This window comes from Shewanella khirikhana (assembly GCF_003957745.1).
Lineage (GTDB): Bacteria > Pseudomonadota > Gammaproteobacteria > Enterobacterales > Shewanellaceae > Shewanella > Shewanella khirikhana.
This window is the reverse complement of the sequence record NZ_CP020373.1, coordinates 3747825-3762408: the sequence shown is the minus strand read 5'-3', so window position 1 is coordinate 3762408 and position 14584 is coordinate 3747825. Positions and strand designations below refer to the sequence as shown.

16 protein-coding genes are annotated in these 14584 nt (G+C 52.9%); 13 read left to right on the top strand and 3 right to left on the bottom strand.

What is annotated here, in order from left to right; all coding sequences use genetic code 11:
• Nucleotides 1-89: 89 nt before the first annotated feature.
• From STH12_RS16450 to STH12_RS16410, 9 genes are all read left to right on the top strand, one after another.
• Nucleotides 90-1169 carry a pilus assembly protein PilM gene (locus STH12_RS16450; RefSeq protein ID WP_126168550.1) on the top strand — a complete coding sequence of 360 codons (1080 nt, stop codon included), beginning with the start codon at nt 90-92 and terminating at the stop codon, nt 1167-1169.
• A complete protein-coding gene (locus STH12_RS16445) occupies nt 1157-1750 on the top strand; it encodes a PilN domain-containing protein (protein ID WP_126168549.1) in 594 nt (197 codons plus the stop codon). Before STH12_RS16450 ends, STH12_RS16445 begins: the two co-directional genes overlap by 13 nt.
• Entirely contained in the window at nt 1747-2382 is a 636-nt protein-coding gene (locus STH12_RS16440) for a type IV pilus inner membrane component PilO (RefSeq protein WP_126168548.1), read from the top strand. Before STH12_RS16445 ends, STH12_RS16440 begins: the two co-directional genes overlap by 4 nt.
• Entirely contained in the window at nt 2382-2897 is a 516-nt protein-coding gene (locus STH12_RS16435) for a pilus assembly protein PilP (RefSeq protein WP_126169562.1), read from the top strand. The genes STH12_RS16440 and STH12_RS16435 overlap by 1 nt, the downstream gene beginning before the upstream one ends.
• Before the next feature lie 21 nt (nt 2898-2918).
• Nucleotides 2919-4979 (top strand): type IV pilus secretin PilQ, encoded by a 2061-nt coding sequence (gene pilQ / locus STH12_RS16430; RefSeq protein ID WP_126169561.1) that lies wholly within the window; start codon nt 2919-2921, stop codon nt 4977-4979.
• A 216-nt stretch (nt 4980-5195) separates the two neighbouring features.
• On the top strand, nt 5196-5711 hold the full coding sequence (gene aroK, locus STH12_RS16425; RefSeq protein WP_126168547.1) for a shikimate kinase AroK: 516 nt from the start codon (nt 5196-5198) through the stop codon (nt 5709-5711).
• A 6-nt stretch (nt 5712-5717) separates the two neighbouring features.
• Nucleotides 5718-6797: a 3-dehydroquinate synthase gene (gene aroB / locus STH12_RS16420; RefSeq protein ID WP_126168546.1), complete on the top strand. Its 1080-nt coding sequence runs from the start codon at nt 5718-5720 to the stop codon at nt 6795-6797.
• A 13-nt stretch (nt 6798-6810) separates the two neighbouring features.
• A complete protein-coding gene (locus tag STH12_RS16415; protein WP_126168545.1) occupies nt 6811-8427 on the top strand; it encodes an AAA family ATPase in 1617 nt (538 codons plus the stop codon).
• Nucleotides 8428-8477: 50 nt separating this feature from the next.
• The gene (locus tag STH12_RS16410; RefSeq protein WP_126168544.1) at nt 8478-9320 is read left to right on the top strand and encodes a Dam family site-specific DNA-(adenine-N6)-methyltransferase; all 843 of its coding nucleotides are present in this window, start codon (nt 8478-8480) and stop codon (nt 9318-9320) included.
• 52 nt (nt 9321-9372) lie between these two features.
• Here the strand turns inward: STH12_RS16410 and STH12_RS16405 are convergent, their stop codons facing one another.
• Both STH12_RS16405 and STH12_RS16400 read right to left on the bottom strand, forming a co-directional pair.
• Nucleotides 9373-9561: a DUF2970 domain-containing protein gene (locus STH12_RS16405; protein ID WP_126168543.1), complete on the bottom strand. Its 189-nt coding sequence runs from the start codon at nt 9559-9561 to the stop codon at nt 9373-9375.
• A 5-nt stretch (nt 9562-9566) separates the two neighbouring features.
• Complete coding sequence (locus tag STH12_RS16400) at nt 9567-9914, bottom strand: hypothetical protein (protein ID WP_126168542.1); 348 nt, start codon at nt 9912-9914, stop codon at nt 9567-9569.
• Nucleotides 9915-10123: 209 nt separating this feature from the next.
• Here STH12_RS16400 and rpe point away from each other — a divergent pair, with 209 nt between their 5' ends.
• From rpe to trpS, 3 genes are read left to right on the top strand one after another with little or no spacing between them, the layout of a single operon-like run.
• Nucleotides 10124-10798 (top strand): ribulose-phosphate 3-epimerase, encoded by a 675-nt coding sequence (gene rpe / locus STH12_RS16395; protein ID WP_126168541.1) that lies wholly within the window; start codon nt 10124-10126, stop codon nt 10796-10798.
• Nucleotides 10798-11481: a phosphoglycolate phosphatase gene (locus STH12_RS16390; protein ID WP_126168540.1), complete on the top strand. Its 684-nt coding sequence runs from the start codon at nt 10798-10800 to the stop codon at nt 11479-11481. The genes rpe and STH12_RS16390 overlap by 1 nt, the downstream gene beginning before the upstream one ends.
• 18 nt (nt 11482-11499) lie before the next feature.
• Nucleotides 11500-12498 carry a tryptophan--tRNA ligase gene (gene trpS, locus STH12_RS16385; RefSeq protein WP_126168539.1) on the top strand — a complete coding sequence of 333 codons (999 nt, stop codon included), beginning with the start codon at nt 11500-11502 and terminating at the stop codon, nt 12496-12498.
• Nucleotides 12499-12572: 74 nt separating this feature from the next.
• Here trpS and STH12_RS16380 read toward each other — a convergent pair whose 3' ends face one another.
• A complete protein-coding gene (locus tag STH12_RS16380) occupies nt 12573-13478 on the bottom strand; it encodes a LysR substrate-binding domain-containing protein (protein ID WP_126168538.1) in 906 nt (301 codons plus the stop codon).
• 129 nt (nt 13479-13607) lie between these two features.
• Between STH12_RS16380 and STH12_RS16375 the strand changes: the two genes are divergently transcribed.
• A complete protein-coding gene (locus STH12_RS16375) occupies nt 13608-14495 on the top strand; it encodes a DMT family transporter (protein WP_126168537.1) in 888 nt (295 codons plus the stop codon).
• Nucleotides 14496-14584: the final 89 nt, after the last annotated feature.

The following is a 14584-nucleotide window of genomic DNA, read 5'->3' as shown; positions in this document are numbered from 1 at the left end:
AAGGCTTAAACATTCTATACAAATAAGTATAACGAGTTGATTTTGTGCTACTCTATCTCTGCAACCTAAAACAAAAGTGACAATGGACTATGCTTTCAAATCTATGGAAGCGTCAGGCTCCGCAGATGGTGGGGATCGACATTGGCTCCCATGAAGTCAAGGCGATTCTGCTGAGCAAGACGGCTGATGGTTTTAAAATATTAAGTCATGCCGCTGTTCCCGTTAAAAAGGGAGCCGTCAATGATCACGATATTCGTGATCCCGCAGCAGTGGTGGACAGCCTGCGCCAGGTAAGGCGTGCGTTGCCCAAAGGCTGTAAATTTGCCGCAGTGGCAGTGTCTGGTTCAGCGGTGATGACCAAGGTCATCTACATGGATGCTTCGCTGAATGAAACGGAGATGGAAGCCCAAATTGAAATCGAAGCCGATAACCTCATTCCTTATTCCCTGGATGAGGTAAGCATCGACTTTGAAACATTGAGTGTTAACAGCATCGACCCAACCAAGGTGGATGTGTTGCTCAGTGCTTGCCGAACTGAAAATATTGATGCCCGGGTGGATTCGCTGGATGAAGTGGATCTGGAAGCCAAGGTTGTCGATATCGAAGGCTATGCACTGGGTCGCTCTGTTGAACTCATCTACAGCCAGTTGCCTGAGGGCAGTGATAAAAAAGTCATTGCCATGGTGGACATAGGTGCCAACATGACCACCTTCGCCGTGGTTGAAGGTGGTGAAACTGCCTTTATCCGTGAGCAGGCATTTGGTGGAGAGCAGTTTACTCAGTCCATTCTGTCATTCTATGGCATGTCCTATGAGCAAGCCGAGAAAGCCAAAATAGAAGGTGATTTGCCTCGCAACTATATGTTTGAGGTGCTTTCGCCCTTCCAAACTCAGCTGTTGCAGCAAATTAAGCGCACGCTGCAAATATATTGCACCTCCAGTGGTAAAGATAAGGTGGATTATATCGTGCTCTGCGGCGGAACTTCCCGTCTGGAAGGCATGGCTAACCTGCTGACCAATGAACTGGGTGTTCATACCATTATTGCCGATCCCTTCCAGGGCAGTCTGCATGCCGATGAATCAGTTAAAACCACGTTGCAACCCAGTATCAGCAAATACATGGTTGCCTGTGGCCTGGCATTAAGGAGCTATGGTCAATGGCGAACATAAACCTGTTGCCCTGGCGTGAAGAGGCCAGAGAAAAGCAAAAACGTGATTATATTGGCTCTTTGGCACTGGTGTTTCTGGTTTCAGCACTACTGGTATTTGCCTGTTTGCAGGTGATCAGCGTGATGACCGATGAGCAACGTGCCCGAAATGCCTATCTGACATCAGAAATTCAGCTGCTGGAAAAGCAAATCGCTGAAATTCAAAAAATTACAGAGCGCAAAAAGGATATCGAGCGAAGGACAGCAATAATTCTGGATTTACAGCAAGCGCGAAACTTGCCGACACACGTGTTGGATGAGTTGGTGCGGGTTGTACCGCCGGGGATTTACCTATCCAGTGTCGAGAAGCAGGGCAGCATCGTCTTAATTGAAGGGCGTAGTGAGTCCAACAACAACGTGGCCAACATGATGCGCAAGATGAAGACATCTGCCTGGTTGGACGACCCTGTAATGCAGAGTATCGTGTCCCAAAATGACGAGATGCGTAAGCTGCAACGTTTCAGTCTCAAAGTCACCGTGGTTGATAAAGCGGCGAAACAAAGGGAAAAGGCAGCCGCCAGTAAGAAAGGAGCGGCAAAATGAAACTGGATCTGAGTGAATTCAACGATATCGATTTTGAGAATATTGGTGGTTGGCCAGCGCAGGTTAAAGTGGTGTTTGCGCTGCTGCTGGCAGTGTGCGTGGGGGTTGCGAGCTATTTCCTGTTTATCTCCGATGCTATCGATGTTCTGAAGGCCGAGCAGGTCAAAGAAGTAAAGTTGCGTCAGGACTTCCAGGCTAAATATCAGTTGGCGGCCAACCTTAAGCTGTACCGTGAACAGCTGAAGGAAATGGAAGCGCAGTTTGCCGAACTGCTTAAAATGTTGCCGTCTGAAAACGAAATGGATGGTCTGCTGGATGACCTGACTTTCGTGGCCACCGACGCCGGTTTGCATATTGAAAGCCTGGATTGGCTGGGTGCTGTGCCGCGTGACTTTTATATAGAGTTCCCAATTAAGATGTCTGTCAGTGGTGATTATCATCAGCTTGGCAACATGGTCAGTGGTGTTGCCAAGCTGCCACGTATCGTGAGTTTGCATGACTTTGTAATCAAGCATCAGGATGGCGACGTGTTGTCGATGGATATCCTGGCAAAGACCTATCGCTTCAAGGAAGGTACTGACTTACCACCTGAAAAAGGTAACAAAAAGAAGGGTAAGGGAGGCAAGAAATGATGAAATACTTGCCTGTTGCCGCTATCTTGCTGTTTTTGACCGGGTGCGTTGGCGATCGTAGCGATTTGGAACTATTTGTTACTACAACAAAGGCTCAACACGTTGCCAGAATTCCACCGCTGAAAAAACCACCGGTTTTCGAACATTTTGCCTATCAGGCCGAGTTGCTTCGCAGTCCTTTTGTTCCACCGTCACGTGAGTTGAGTGAAGAGTCGGTGGATGTCACCAAAGACTGTGCTCAACCGGATCTCAAGCGTCGGAAGGGCAGACTCGAAACCTATGCGCTCGATAACCTGAAAATGCGTGGAACCCTGACTCAGAATAAAAGTATCTGGGCTTTGGTTCAGACCAACGATGGCAATGTGTTCCGCTTGGGCGTGGGTGATTATCTTGGGCTGTATCATGGCCGTATCACTAAAGTCACCCCACAATATGTCGAAGTAATAGAATTAATTCCGGACGGTTCCGGTTGCTGGGCTGAGCGCTCAAGCACCCTCGAACTGGCTGGAGAATAACCTGCGAAGGATGAGGGAATGATGGAATCTTCTGCCGCGTTCATGACACGCTTCAGCAATCCTGGATTGATGAAGTCTCTGGTGGGAATCGCGTTGTTTTTTGGTGTATCAACGGCAGCTCTGGCGGCCAACCGTCTGGTCGATGTGAAGTATCACAATGTGATAGACAGCCAGTTGGAGCTGGAGTTGGTGTTTGAAAATCCAATAACCGAGCCCGAAGTTAACCTCAATGCATCGCCTGCCAAAATCTTGCTGTCATTTGATGACAGTGTTTCCGGTCTGGCTGCGCCTTCTCTGGCTGTTAATCGTGGTGGCGTAACTGAACTGCAGGCTCAGCAGCAGGATACCGATTTGGTTGTTGCGGTAAACTTGTCAAAAGTTCTGCCATACCAAGGTGCTGTAGTGGGCAACAGCTATCGCTTAACGGTCAATGATGCCGTGGTAAGTGAAGCTGCCGCCGATTCTGCTGTAGCTTCCAGTGCCTATGTTAATGGTGTAAAGAACATTGATTTTCGCCGCAATGGTAAAGGTGGTGGGGAGCTGATTGTTCAGCTCAATAACACCAAAATTGCTGCGGATGTCGAGCAAATTGGCGCCAAGTTGGAAGTGAAGTTCTATAACACAGATATTCCGCAGGATATGTTGTATGTGATGGACGTGCAGGATTTTGCCACGCCCGTGAAGAGCTTCGAAACCTTCAAAGACGATTTGGTTACCCGCATTCTTATCGATATCGGTGGCGAGTACGAGTACAACTATGTTCAGGAAGCGGCTCAATTCAAACTGTCGATGAACAAGGTTGTGCGTCAGGCTTCAGTAAAGCCAGAGAAGAAGTACAACGGTAAGACTTTGTCACTGAACTTCCAGAATATTTCTGTGCGTACCGTGCTGCAGCTCATCGCGGATTACAATAACTTTAACCTGGTGACCAGTGATTCTGTTCAGGGTGACATCACCTTGGTTCTGGATGATGTACCTTGGGATCAGGCCTTGGATCTTATTCTGAAAACCAAAGGTCTGGATAAGCGAATCGAAGGCAACATCCTGATGGTTGCACCGGCTGAAGAGCTTGCTGTCCGCGAGAGCATGGATCTGCGTAATCAGCAGGAGGTTCAGGAACTCGTGCCACTGTATTCTGAATACATGCAAATCAACTATGCTAAGGGGAAAGATATAGCGGCATTGCTCAAGAGTAAGGACTCCAGCCTGCTCACCGAGCGTGGCAGTGTGGCCGTGGACGAGCGCACTAATACCCTGCTGGTGAAAGATACTGCCGAGACGCTGCTGGCCGTGCGCCGCATGATTGATGTGCTGGATATCCCGATTCGTCAGGTATTGATTGAATCCCGCATGGTTACAGTGAAAGACAATGTGGCGGAAGACTTGGGTATTCGCTGGGGCATCACCGATCAGCAAGGTACCAAAGGCACTTCAGGTTCACTGGAAGGTGCACAGAACATTGCCAATGGCATAGTTCCCGCTATCAGTGACCGGCTCAATGTGAATCTGCCAGCACCTACCAATGCTGCCAGCATTGCATTCCATGTCGCTAAACTGGCCGACGGCACAGTGCTGGATATGGAACTGAGTGCGTTGGAGCAGGAAAACAAGGGCGAAATTATTGCCAGCCCCCGTATCACTACCTCTAACCAGAAGGCGGCTTACATCGAGCAGGGTGTTGAAATCCCTTATGTGTCTGCCTCATCTAGTGGTTCAACCACAGTATCGTTTAAGAAGGCTGTACTGTCTTTGCGGGTTACACCACAAATTACACCCGATAACCGGGTGATCCTCGATTTGGAAATCACTCAGGATAGCCAGGGGGAAACCGTGGATACCGCTACTGGCCGCGCAGTGGCAATCGATACTCAGCGTATCGGTACCCAGGTTCTGGTAGACAACGGTGAAACCATAGTGCTTGGTGGCATCTATCAGCAGAACCTTATCAGCCGTGTAAGCAAGGTGCCTGTGCTGGGTGATATCCCACTGGTAGGCTTCCTGTTCAGAAACACGTCGGACAAAAACGAACGTCAGGAGCTACTGATTTTCGTGACACCCAAGATTGTCACTGAAAAAATCTGATAGTCTTTTAAACAGCAGAGGTCGGCATATGCCGGCCTCTTTGTTTTGGGCGTGAACCAAAGTTTTCTGCGTGATCCGGATATCTGACTTGCCATGGTTGCCTCCAAACTGAGATAATCCCCGGTCAAGTCTCTTTAGAGCAAGGTATTGAGTTCGCCGCCTCTTTCAGAGGTTGGTATAGGTAGATAATTCATAAAAGATTCAGACGTATAAGAAATGGCTGAAAAACGTAATATTTTTCTGGTAGGCCCTATGGGCGCGGGCAAGAGCACAATAGGCCGTCATCTGGCGCAAATGCTGCATCTGGAATTCCACGACTCGGATCAAGAAATTGAAAGCCGTACCGGTGCGGACATCGCTTGGGTGTTTGACGTGGAAGGGGAAGAAGGTTTCCGTCGCCGTGAGGCGCAGGTAATTGCCGATCTGACCGAGAAGCAAGGCATAGTGCTGGCGACTGGTGGTGGCTCTGTTCAAAGCAAAGACATCCGTAACTTCCTGTCTGCCCGTGGCATCGTGGTTTACCTCGAAACTACCATCGACAAGCAGGTAGCCCGTACTCAGCGTGATAAACGCCGCCCACTGTTGCAGGTGGACGACCCTCGCTCAGTACTCGAGACACTGGCAGAAAGCCGTAACCCTCTTTACGAAGAGATTGCGGATCTGGTGGTGAAAACCGACGACCAAAGTGCCAAGGTCGTTGCCAATCAAATCATCGAACAATTGGGGTTCTGACGCAGCATGACACAAATTCAGGTTGATTTGGCAAATCGTAGTTATCCGATCCACATTGGCCCGAATTTGTTTAGTCAGGGAGCATTATTTGCCCCACTGGTGCGTGGCAAAAAGGTACTCGTTGTCACTAACGACACCGTTGCCCCCCTCTATCTGGACAAGATCACCGCTACCCTGTCTGCCGACGCGGCTCAGGTAGAGGCGGTGATCCTGCCGGATGGTGAACAGTACAAAACCCTCGAATATTTAAATCGCATCTTCGATGCGCTGCTCGAAGGGAATTATGCCCGTGATTGTCTTCTGCTGGCTTTGGGTGGCGGCGTTATTGGTGATATGACCGGCTTTGCTGCCGCCAGTTACCAACGTGGCGTTGATTTTATTCAGGTTCCCACTACCTTGCTGTCGCAGGTGGATTCCTCTGTTGGTGGCAAAACTGCCGTCAATCACCCCCTTGGTAAAAACATGATTGGTGCCTTCTATCAGCCTAAGCTGGTTGTGATAGACACCGACTGTTTGGCTACCTTGCCGGCTCGTGAATTTGCCGCCGGTATGGCTGAGGTGATCAAGTACGGCATCATTTGGGACAGCGAGTTTTTCAGCTGGCTCGAAGCCAATGTCGATGCACTCAAGGCGCTTGAGCAAAATGCTATTACCGAGGCCATCGCCCGTTGTTGCCAGATTAAGGCTGACGTAGTGTCTCAGGACGAAACCGAACAGGGCGTCCGGGCACTGCTGAACCTCGGGCACACCTTTGGTCACGCAATCGAAGCAGAAATGGGCTATGGCAACTGGCTGCATGGTGAAGCCGTGGCGGCTGGCATGGTACTTGCTGCACAAACTTCGGTAACACTGGGGCTAATCGATAAGTCAATTCTTTGTCGCATTACTGCGCTGATCCAGGCATTCGATTTGCCCGTCCAGGCTCCGGAGTCCATGGACTTTAACAGCTTTATTAAGCATATGCGGCGAGACAAAAAAGTACTCGGTGGTCAATTGAGGCTGGTTCTGCCTCTTGGTATTGGCCAAGCCGAGGTCAGCAGCCAGGCAACCGATGCCGACCTGGCCGAGGTCATTCGCCGCCCCTGACTGTGGGTGAACAATGACATTTTCGCTATCGGTACTCTTACCTTCCCAGGAAGCCCTGTTGCAACGCATGCAACACATGGCTTGCTACAGCCAGCAACTGGTGGTGGCGCTGGGCGAGGAGGGGGCCGGTAAGTCCACCTTGCTGACAGCTCTGGTCAGTGAGCAGGAAGAATACAACTCAGCCTTGGTGGTGTGCCCAATGCACGCCGATGCCGCTGAAATCCGCCGTAAAATCCTTATCCAGCTTTTATCTGAGCCTTTGTTTGACGATGAAGAGCCCTTGGGCAATACCCTTGGCCGCTTTGCGTCGGCGTTATCTCAGCCGATCCACATTCTTATTGATGATGCGCACCTATTGCCACTTGAGCTTTGGGCGGAGTGTCTGTTGTTATCGCAGCAAAAATGCGCTGGTCGGCCCATCGCTATCACCTTTGCCTCCGAGCCTGCAAAGGCGCGTGCGCTTTACGCCGAGCTTGGCAGCGTCCAGCGTGGCTTGATGGCACCCATTGATATTGAGCCCCTGCCACTTGGCGAGCGCGAAGCGCTGTACTACACCCTGATAAGCCGCAGCGATGACGTGCCTTACGTGCCGCGGGATATTATTAAAACTCAGCTTGAGCAGCAGGCGGGTAGGCCGGGTGAAGTGATTGCCTTGCTGGAACTGGCGCTGGCGCCCAAAACTGATGTTGCACCCTCCCGTAAAGCTATGTGGCGAGTGCTCGCAGTGGCTGCGGTTACCTTGCTGGTGACTGCGGGGCTTTGGGGCGTAATCAGTGGTCATCCGGGGGAGGTCAATTCCACATCAGAACCCTCAACCACCCAAACAGCCACCACCGATGCCAGAACTTACGCAGAGTCTGAAGGCAGACACCAGGTGACCGGTTTGCTGTCTCCCTTTGGCAACTGGCGACTTAAGCCCTATTTTGCCAATCGAAAACAGGCATTGGATGCCGCGCTGCAAGCCGAGCAAGAAGCAAAGGCTGCGACTTTGGCGCAGGAGCAAGCTGACCTGGCGCTGCTGGCCGAAGCCAGAGCATTGGCGGAAGTCGAAACTGCCGATACCCTAAAATCAGCCAGTGTGAGTGCGGCTGCTGCAATTACCAAATCAGACGCGCCTGTCACGCAGGCAAGCACCAAAGCTGATAAAAGCGCAGCGGCGCAGCATACAGATGTTGACGCTAAGCCGATTCAGGCTAAGGCTGCTGATGTTAGGACGAATAGCGACAAGACCCGCGACCCGAAAGCAAAAGGCGTTCAAGTGACCACGCAGGGTGCAGTGGCCGACACAAAGCCTGCAGCAGATGCCGCGAAAGCTGCGGCCATTACTGTCGCAACCGACATTCAGCTGCCCAAAGAGGGCTACACCCTTCAGATAGCCACCGTTGGCAAACGTGAGTCAGCAGATGTGATCCTCAAGCGTCTTGCTAAAGAGCCCAATCTCTATCTGGTGCTGTACCGCGACAAATTGGTGATTTTGCAGGGCAACTACAGCAATCACGCCGAGGCTGACAGCCAGGCGGATTCCTTGCCGCAACGTTACGGTGGCGGTAAGCCGTGGGTGCGTGCATGGAAGGATTTGGGGAGTTATCAGCCGATTGAAGCGGTATCCGGCGGTGAAATTTCCAATTAAAGGAAGTACAATCAGATGCTTCTTATTTCTTCCGGCGACTTTTCCCAACCATGACGATTAAACAAAGAGCCTTTCTCAAGTGGGCCGGTGGCAAGTTCAAGCTGATGGACGACATTCGTCAGCATCTGCCCAAGGGAAAGCGTCTGGTTGAGCCATTTGTGGGTGCCGGTTCGGTGTTTTTGAACACCGACTACAACTCATATCTTCTTTGCGATATTAATCAAGATCTTATTGGGCTATACAAAATTGTGCAGCGTCAGCCTGAAGACTATATTCAGGCGGCGAGGGCTTTGTTTTGTGATGAGATGAATAACAAAGAAGCCTATTACGATATCCGGAAGCGCTTCAACAGTACCCGCGACGCCTTCAGTCGTGCGGTGTACTTTCTGTATCTGAATCGCCATGGATTCAATGGCTTGTGCCGCTATAACCGTAAGGGTGAGTTCAATGTGCCCTTCGGCTCCTACAAAAAGCCTTACTTTCCTGAGCAGGAAATCCGCGCCTTTTCCGTGAAAGCCAAGCGGGCCGAGTTTTTGTGCATCAGCTATGAGCAGGCCTTCGAACTGGCAAACAAGGGCGACGTGATTTACTGCGACCCGCCCTATGCGCCGCTGTCTACGACCGCCAGTTTCACCACCTATGTTGGCGCAGGCTTTACTCTGGATGACCAGGCGCTGCTGGCGCGTCATTCGCGTCATACTGCCATCGAGCGTGGCATTCCCGTGCTTATCAGCAACCATGATATTCCGCTGACCCGTGAGCTCTACCATGGCGCCAGGCTGGGAACCGTTCGGGTGCAGCGTAATATCAGCCAAAAGGGCAGCGGCCGCAATAAGGTGGATGAGCTGATGGCGCTTTACGATGAGACTTACCATCTGGAGTCGCTGGACTGATCCAGTCGATCACTGACCGGCGATTGGCGAGATGCTCGAAAGAATGCGGTTGTTAGTTTGGCAGTACCATGCCGACCAGCCAGAGCAGTCCGGCCACCAGGCAAGCAGCCAGAAAAATACCCATCAAAATAAAAGGTACCGGGGAATCGGTGCTGAAATCTTTTTGTCTTCGCTGGTCAGATTGCACGCCAAAGAAGGCGGCGACAGTGCTGGTGAATACCCGAATAACGGACCGAAACACGGCGCTTAACGCTGGCTGGCCGCCGGATTATCGGTAGGCTTGCTGTCGTGTCCGTGGAGCAACTCCAGCAAATCGAGGAAATGGAACTGAGTGGTGCGGCTGCTGCCGGAAAGCCAGGACTTCCAGCTCAAATCCTGAGACTGGGTGGCGCAACGATTGTTGGGGTGACTGGCTGGCAGACTGTTGTTGTAGCTGGTGCTGGCACTACATACGCAGGCAGACGTGCCGGGATCTTTGGCGCTGGCCTGATACACCACACCACCAATAACCACAGATGCCGCCACGGATAAGACCATGACTGCCTTGATATTGGCAAATCGGCGTGGTGCATGTTGCGGGTTGTTGGTGTCCATCGTCACTTCCTTCGAGACAGAGGCTAGCTTCGGGATTATAACAAAAGCGTGCGCTTTTTGAACAATTTTCTTTCATCTGCATCGGCACAGGCCAGTGAATAGTGCCATACCCTGTGGCCGAGGCCATAAAAACAACAGAAAGTACGGAAAAAATCAGTGAAATCGGGTAAAATATGCGCCCTCCCATTTTCAGCCAGAGACTCTGAATTATGCGTCCTTACCTGATTGCTCCTTCGATTTTGTCTGCCGATTTCGCCCGTTTGGGTGACGATGTCAAAGCCGTGCTCGATGCCGGCGCCGATGTGGTTCACTTCGACGTGATGGACAACCACTATGTGCCTAACCTGACCATTGGCCCCATGGTGTGTAAAGCGCTGCGTGACTATGGCATCACTGCCGACATCGATGTGCACCTGATGGTAAAACCTGTCGACCGCATTATTCCTGATTTCGCCAAGGCCGGTGCGTCAATCATCACCTTCCATCCGGAAGCGTCCGAGCACGTTGACCGCACTCTGCAACTGATCCGCGACCACGGCTGTAAGGCTGGTCTGGTGTTTAACCCAGCCACCCCGCTGCACTACCTCGATTACGTGATGGATAAGCTGGATGTAATTTTGCTGATGTCAGTTAACCCGGGCTTTGGCGGTCAGTCTTTTATTCCTGCTACGCTGGACAAGCTCAAGCAGGTGCGTGAGCGCATCGATGCCAGCGGCTTTGATATCCGTCTCGAAGTCGATGGCGGCGTGAAAGAAGACAATATCGCAGAAATTGCTGCCGCCGGTGCCGACATGTTTGTCGCGGGCAGTGCCATTTTTGGCAAGCCGGATTACAAGGCCGTAGTAGACAGAATGCGCGCCGAGCTGGCCAAGGTGAACGCGTAATGCTGCTCGCTGAACGTATCCGTGCCATTGCATTTGATTTGGATGGCACCCTGGTGGACAGCGTGCCGGATCTCGCCGCTGCCACCAACGACACCTTAAAAGAGCTGAAGCTGCCCCAGTGCAGCGAAGATCTGGTACGTACCTGGGTAGGTAATGGCGCCCGGGTATTGATAGCCCGCGCCCTAACCCATGCCCTCGGCCGTGATGTTACCGGCTCCATGCTCGACGATGCCATGCCCATGTTTATGCAGCATTATGAGCGTCATCTTGAGCGTCACAGCCGCTTGTATGATGGGGTGAAAGAAACCCTCAATGAGCTGTCGGCACTTGGTTTCAGAATGGCGATTGTTACCAACAAGCCGCACAAGTTCACCTTGCCGCTGCTCAAAGCGTTCGGCATTGAAAACCATTTTGAGCTGATCCTCGGCGGCGACTCTCTGGCGCGGATGAAGCCGGACCCACTGCCGCTGACCCACATTATGGACAGCTGGGCCCTTGGTCCGAACGAGCTTCTGATGGTCGGCGACAGCCGCAACGATATTCTGGCTGCCAAAGCGGCTGGAATTGCATCCTTTGGCTTGACCTACGGCTACAACTACGGTGAAGATATTGGGCTTTCCGGCCCAGATGCCGTATGTAACACCTTTGCAGAGATCTTGACCCGCCTGAAGGCGGCAGAATAACACGGAGTAAGCAGCAACATGACCAAACCCATTGTACTCAGCGGCGCGCAGCCATCCGGCGAGTTGACCATAGGCAACTACATGGGCGCACTCCGTCAGTGGGTGGCGATGCAGGACAGTCATGATTGCCTGTATTGCGTGGTGGATTTGCACGCTATCACTGTGCGTCAGGATCCGGTTGCCCTGCGCGAAGCTTGCCTCGACACCCTGGCGCTGTATCTGGCCTGCGGCGTCGATCCGAAAAAGAGCACTGTATTTATTCAGTCTCAGGTGCCGCAGCACACCCAACTGGGTTGGGTACTGAACTGCTACACCCAGATGGGTGAGCTGTCGCGTATGACTCAGTTCAAGGACAAGTCACAAAAACACGCCAACAACATCAACGTGGGCCTGTTTGGCTACCCGGTTCTGATGGCGGCTGACATTCTGGTGTACCAGGCCAACCAGATTCCGGTTGGTCAGGACCAAAAACAGCACCTCGAACTGACCCGCGATATCGCCATTCGTTTCAACAACGCCTATGGCGACACCTTCACCGTGCCTGAGCCTTTCATTCCACCTGTGGGTGCCAAGGTGATGTCGCTGCAGGACCCGACCAAGAAGATGTCCAAGTCAGATGACAACCGCAACAACGTGATTGGTCTTTTGGAAGATCCCAAAGCGGTGATGAAAAAGCTCAAGAAAGCCATGACCGACAGCGACGAGCCGCCAGTGGTGCGCTTCGATATCGACAACAAGCCCGGCGTGGCGAACCTGCTGAGCCTGATGTCCGGCGTGACCGGTCAGAGCATTGCGTCACTGGAAGCCGAGTTTGAAGGCAAGATGTATGGCCACCTCAAGGTTGCCTGCGGCGAAGCCGTAGTCGGTATGCTGGAGCCGCTGCAGGCCCGTTTCCGCGAGCTGCGTGAAGACAAAACCTTCCTCGAAGCCGTGATGCGCGATGGCGCCGAAAAGGCCCAGGCCCGCGCCGAAGTTACCATCAAGAAGGTATACGAGAAGATTGGTCTGCTGGTGTAAGCCAGACCGCAAACGAAAAATCAGCCCAGGTGGCTGATTTTTTTATGCCCGTGGGCCGTGAATTTAACCCTGCCTTAAATAGTTTCGGCCCCGGCCTGCGCCTTTATCCAGCTGGCAAAGGCAGCCATGGCGGGCTCGTTCAGACGCCGCTCGCGGCAACCAAAGTGAAAGCCAAAACCGGTTTCCAGCGCGGGCCAGGGCAGGGCCACCAACTTACCGGCGGCAATGTCGGCCTCCACAATGAAGTCGCAGGCCAGTGCCACCCCCTGTCCGGCAATGGCGGCCTCGATGGCCAGCAGCACATGACTGTAGCTTTGCAGTTGACTGCACGACAGCGGCAATTGGCGGGTCTCGGCCCAGCGCTGCCAGTCAGGGCCAATATCGACCTCATCCACCGACAGCAGCGGCAGGCTGTCCAGACTCGCAGGTAGGGTCAGCGACTCGCCCAGGGTGCTTTTGAGCATCTGTGCCAATGGCGGGCTGCAAACCGGGATCAGCCGCTCTGGTCGTAACAGCGTCTGCCAAAAGCCTTTTTGTTGCTGCACACCGCAGATAAACATGTCCGCCACCTGATCCGATATTTGCGGGTCGCCACTGACCATTTCAAGGTGAATTCTTACCCCCGGATGCTGGCGCCGGAAATCACTCAGCCGCGGAATAAGCCACTTCACCGCAAACGAGCTGTACACCGCCAGCCTCAGTTCACGGCTGTCGCCTTCATTGAGCTGACGGCACAGGCTGTCGAGTCCATCCAGCGCCGACTGCACCCCCAAAAACAGCTGCTGACCTTTGCCTGTCAGTGTCAGCTCCCGCCCTTTACGGCTGAAAAGCGGTTGCCCCAGATGCTGCTCCAGCGCCCGCACCTGATGCGAGACTGCGCTTTGAGTCAGGCACAGCTCGGTCGCCGCGCGGGAAAAATGCAGATGGCGGGCAGCCGCTTCAAATACCTGAAGCGCCCTTAACGGCGGCAGTTTACGCATGTGAAACCTGCGGATTGAATGAGGAATTAATGCATGAATCTAATTCATGGTTAAAGAAAAAACATCATTTTTAATAATAATTTGTGGGCGATATCATGCCCAGCAACGCATGAGCTGAGGTGATGTAACGTGCAAAGAGCCACCCTGATTGGCCTGGGATTGCTGATATTCGGCAATATCTTCAGCGCCCTGTATGACGTATCGGTGAAGTGGCTGCCTGACGATGCCAATGGGGCCAGTTTTTTGCTGCTGCGCCAGCTCACCTCGGTACTTATGTTGTTGCCACTCTGGTGGCTTGCCGGGCGTCCGGCGACCAATCATCTTCCGCTCCACCTTTGGCGCGCCGGCATAGGTGTTGTTGGCGCGCTCTTTTTAATTCTTGGGCTGATGGCGCTGCCATTGGCGACCGTGAGTTCGCTGTTCTATTCCGCGCCGCTGATGATCATGCTGCTGGGTTGGTGGCTGCTGGGCGAGCGGGTGAGTGCCGGCCAATGGGTGTGTGCTCTCCTGGGCTTTGCCGGGGTGCTGATTATTCTGGCGCCAACCGAACTGGGCTGGGCCGGACTTATGGTGCTGGGCGCTGCGCTGACCTTCTCGCTGTGTCAGTTGTCGTTAAGAAAGTTGCCGGTGACTGAAAGCCCTGTGTTGACCATGCTGCTGTACAACCTGCTGGGGCTGCCAATCGCGCTTATCTTTGCCGCATTCAATAACTTTGCCGGTTTCAGTTGGTCGCTGCTGTGGGTGGCGCTGGCGAGCAATCTGTTCCTGATGGCCTATCACTGGTTTTGCGTATTGGCGTATCGCCGGGCGCGTGCGGCCGACATCGCTGTGGCCGAATACAGTGGCCTGCTGTTTATCGTGACGCTGGGCTGGCTTTGGTTCGATGAATGGCCTGGAGAGGCCGTGTGGTGGGGGGCTGCGCTGGTGGTGTTGCCGTCGGCGGTGTATCCCCTGCTTGCCCGCCTGTGGCAGGCCAGAGGAAACTCAGCACTTATTCGACGCACTCAAAGACCTTAATAATCAAAGACCTTAATGACTTTGGGTGCACAGGCAGTATCACGGGCACCTTAGGCCGCCAGGTCCGCCTGCGAACGGGGAATAAGCAC

Excerpts from the sequence above, each read along its gene's own strand:
- STH12_RS16390 (WP_126168540.1), top strand. The coding sequence starts at position 10,798 with ATGCTGCTCGCTGAACGTATCCGTGCCATTGCATTTGATTTGGATGGC.
- rpe (WP_126168541.1), top strand. The coding sequence starts at position 10,124 with ATGCGTCCTTACCTGATTGCTCCTTCGATTTTGTCTGCCGATTTCGCC.
- STH12_RS16435 (WP_126169562.1), top strand. The coding sequence starts at position 2,382 with ATGAAATACTTGCCTGTTGCCGCTATCTTGCTGTTTTTGACCGGGTGC.
- pilQ (WP_126169561.1), top strand. The coding sequence starts at position 2,919 with ATGGAATCTTCTGCCGCGTTCATGACACGCTTCAGCAATCCTGGATTG.
- STH12_RS16400 (WP_126168542.1), bottom strand. The coding sequence starts at position 9,914 with ATGGACACCAACAACCCGCAACATGCACCACGCCGATTTGCCAATATC.
- STH12_RS16450 (WP_126168550.1), top strand. The coding sequence starts at position 90 with ATGCTTTCAAATCTATGGAAGCGTCAGGCTCCGCAGATGGTGGGGATC.
- STH12_RS16440 (WP_126168548.1), top strand. The coding sequence starts at position 1,747 with ATGAAACTGGATCTGAGTGAATTCAACGATATCGATTTTGAGAATATT.
- STH12_RS16380 (WP_126168538.1), bottom strand. The coding sequence starts at position 13,478 with ATGCGTAAACTGCCGCCGTTAAGGGCGCTTCAGGTATTTGAAGCGGCT.
- aroK (WP_126168547.1), top strand. The coding sequence starts at position 5,196 with ATGGCTGAAAAACGTAATATTTTTCTGGTAGGCCCTATGGGCGCGGGC.
- STH12_RS16445 (WP_126168549.1), top strand. The coding sequence starts at position 1,157 with ATGGCGAACATAAACCTGTTGCCCTGGCGTGAAGAGGCCAGAGAAAAG.
- aroB (WP_126168546.1), top strand. The coding sequence starts at position 5,718 with ATGACACAAATTCAGGTTGATTTGGCAAATCGTAGTTATCCGATCCAC.
- trpS (WP_126168539.1), top strand. The coding sequence starts at position 11,500 with ATGACCAAACCCATTGTACTCAGCGGCGCGCAGCCATCCGGCGAGTTG.
- STH12_RS16410 (WP_126168544.1), top strand. The coding sequence starts at position 8,478 with ATGACGATTAAACAAAGAGCCTTTCTCAAGTGGGCCGGTGGCAAGTTC.
- STH12_RS16415 (WP_126168545.1), top strand. The coding sequence starts at position 6,811 with ATGACATTTTCGCTATCGGTACTCTTACCTTCCCAGGAAGCCCTGTTG.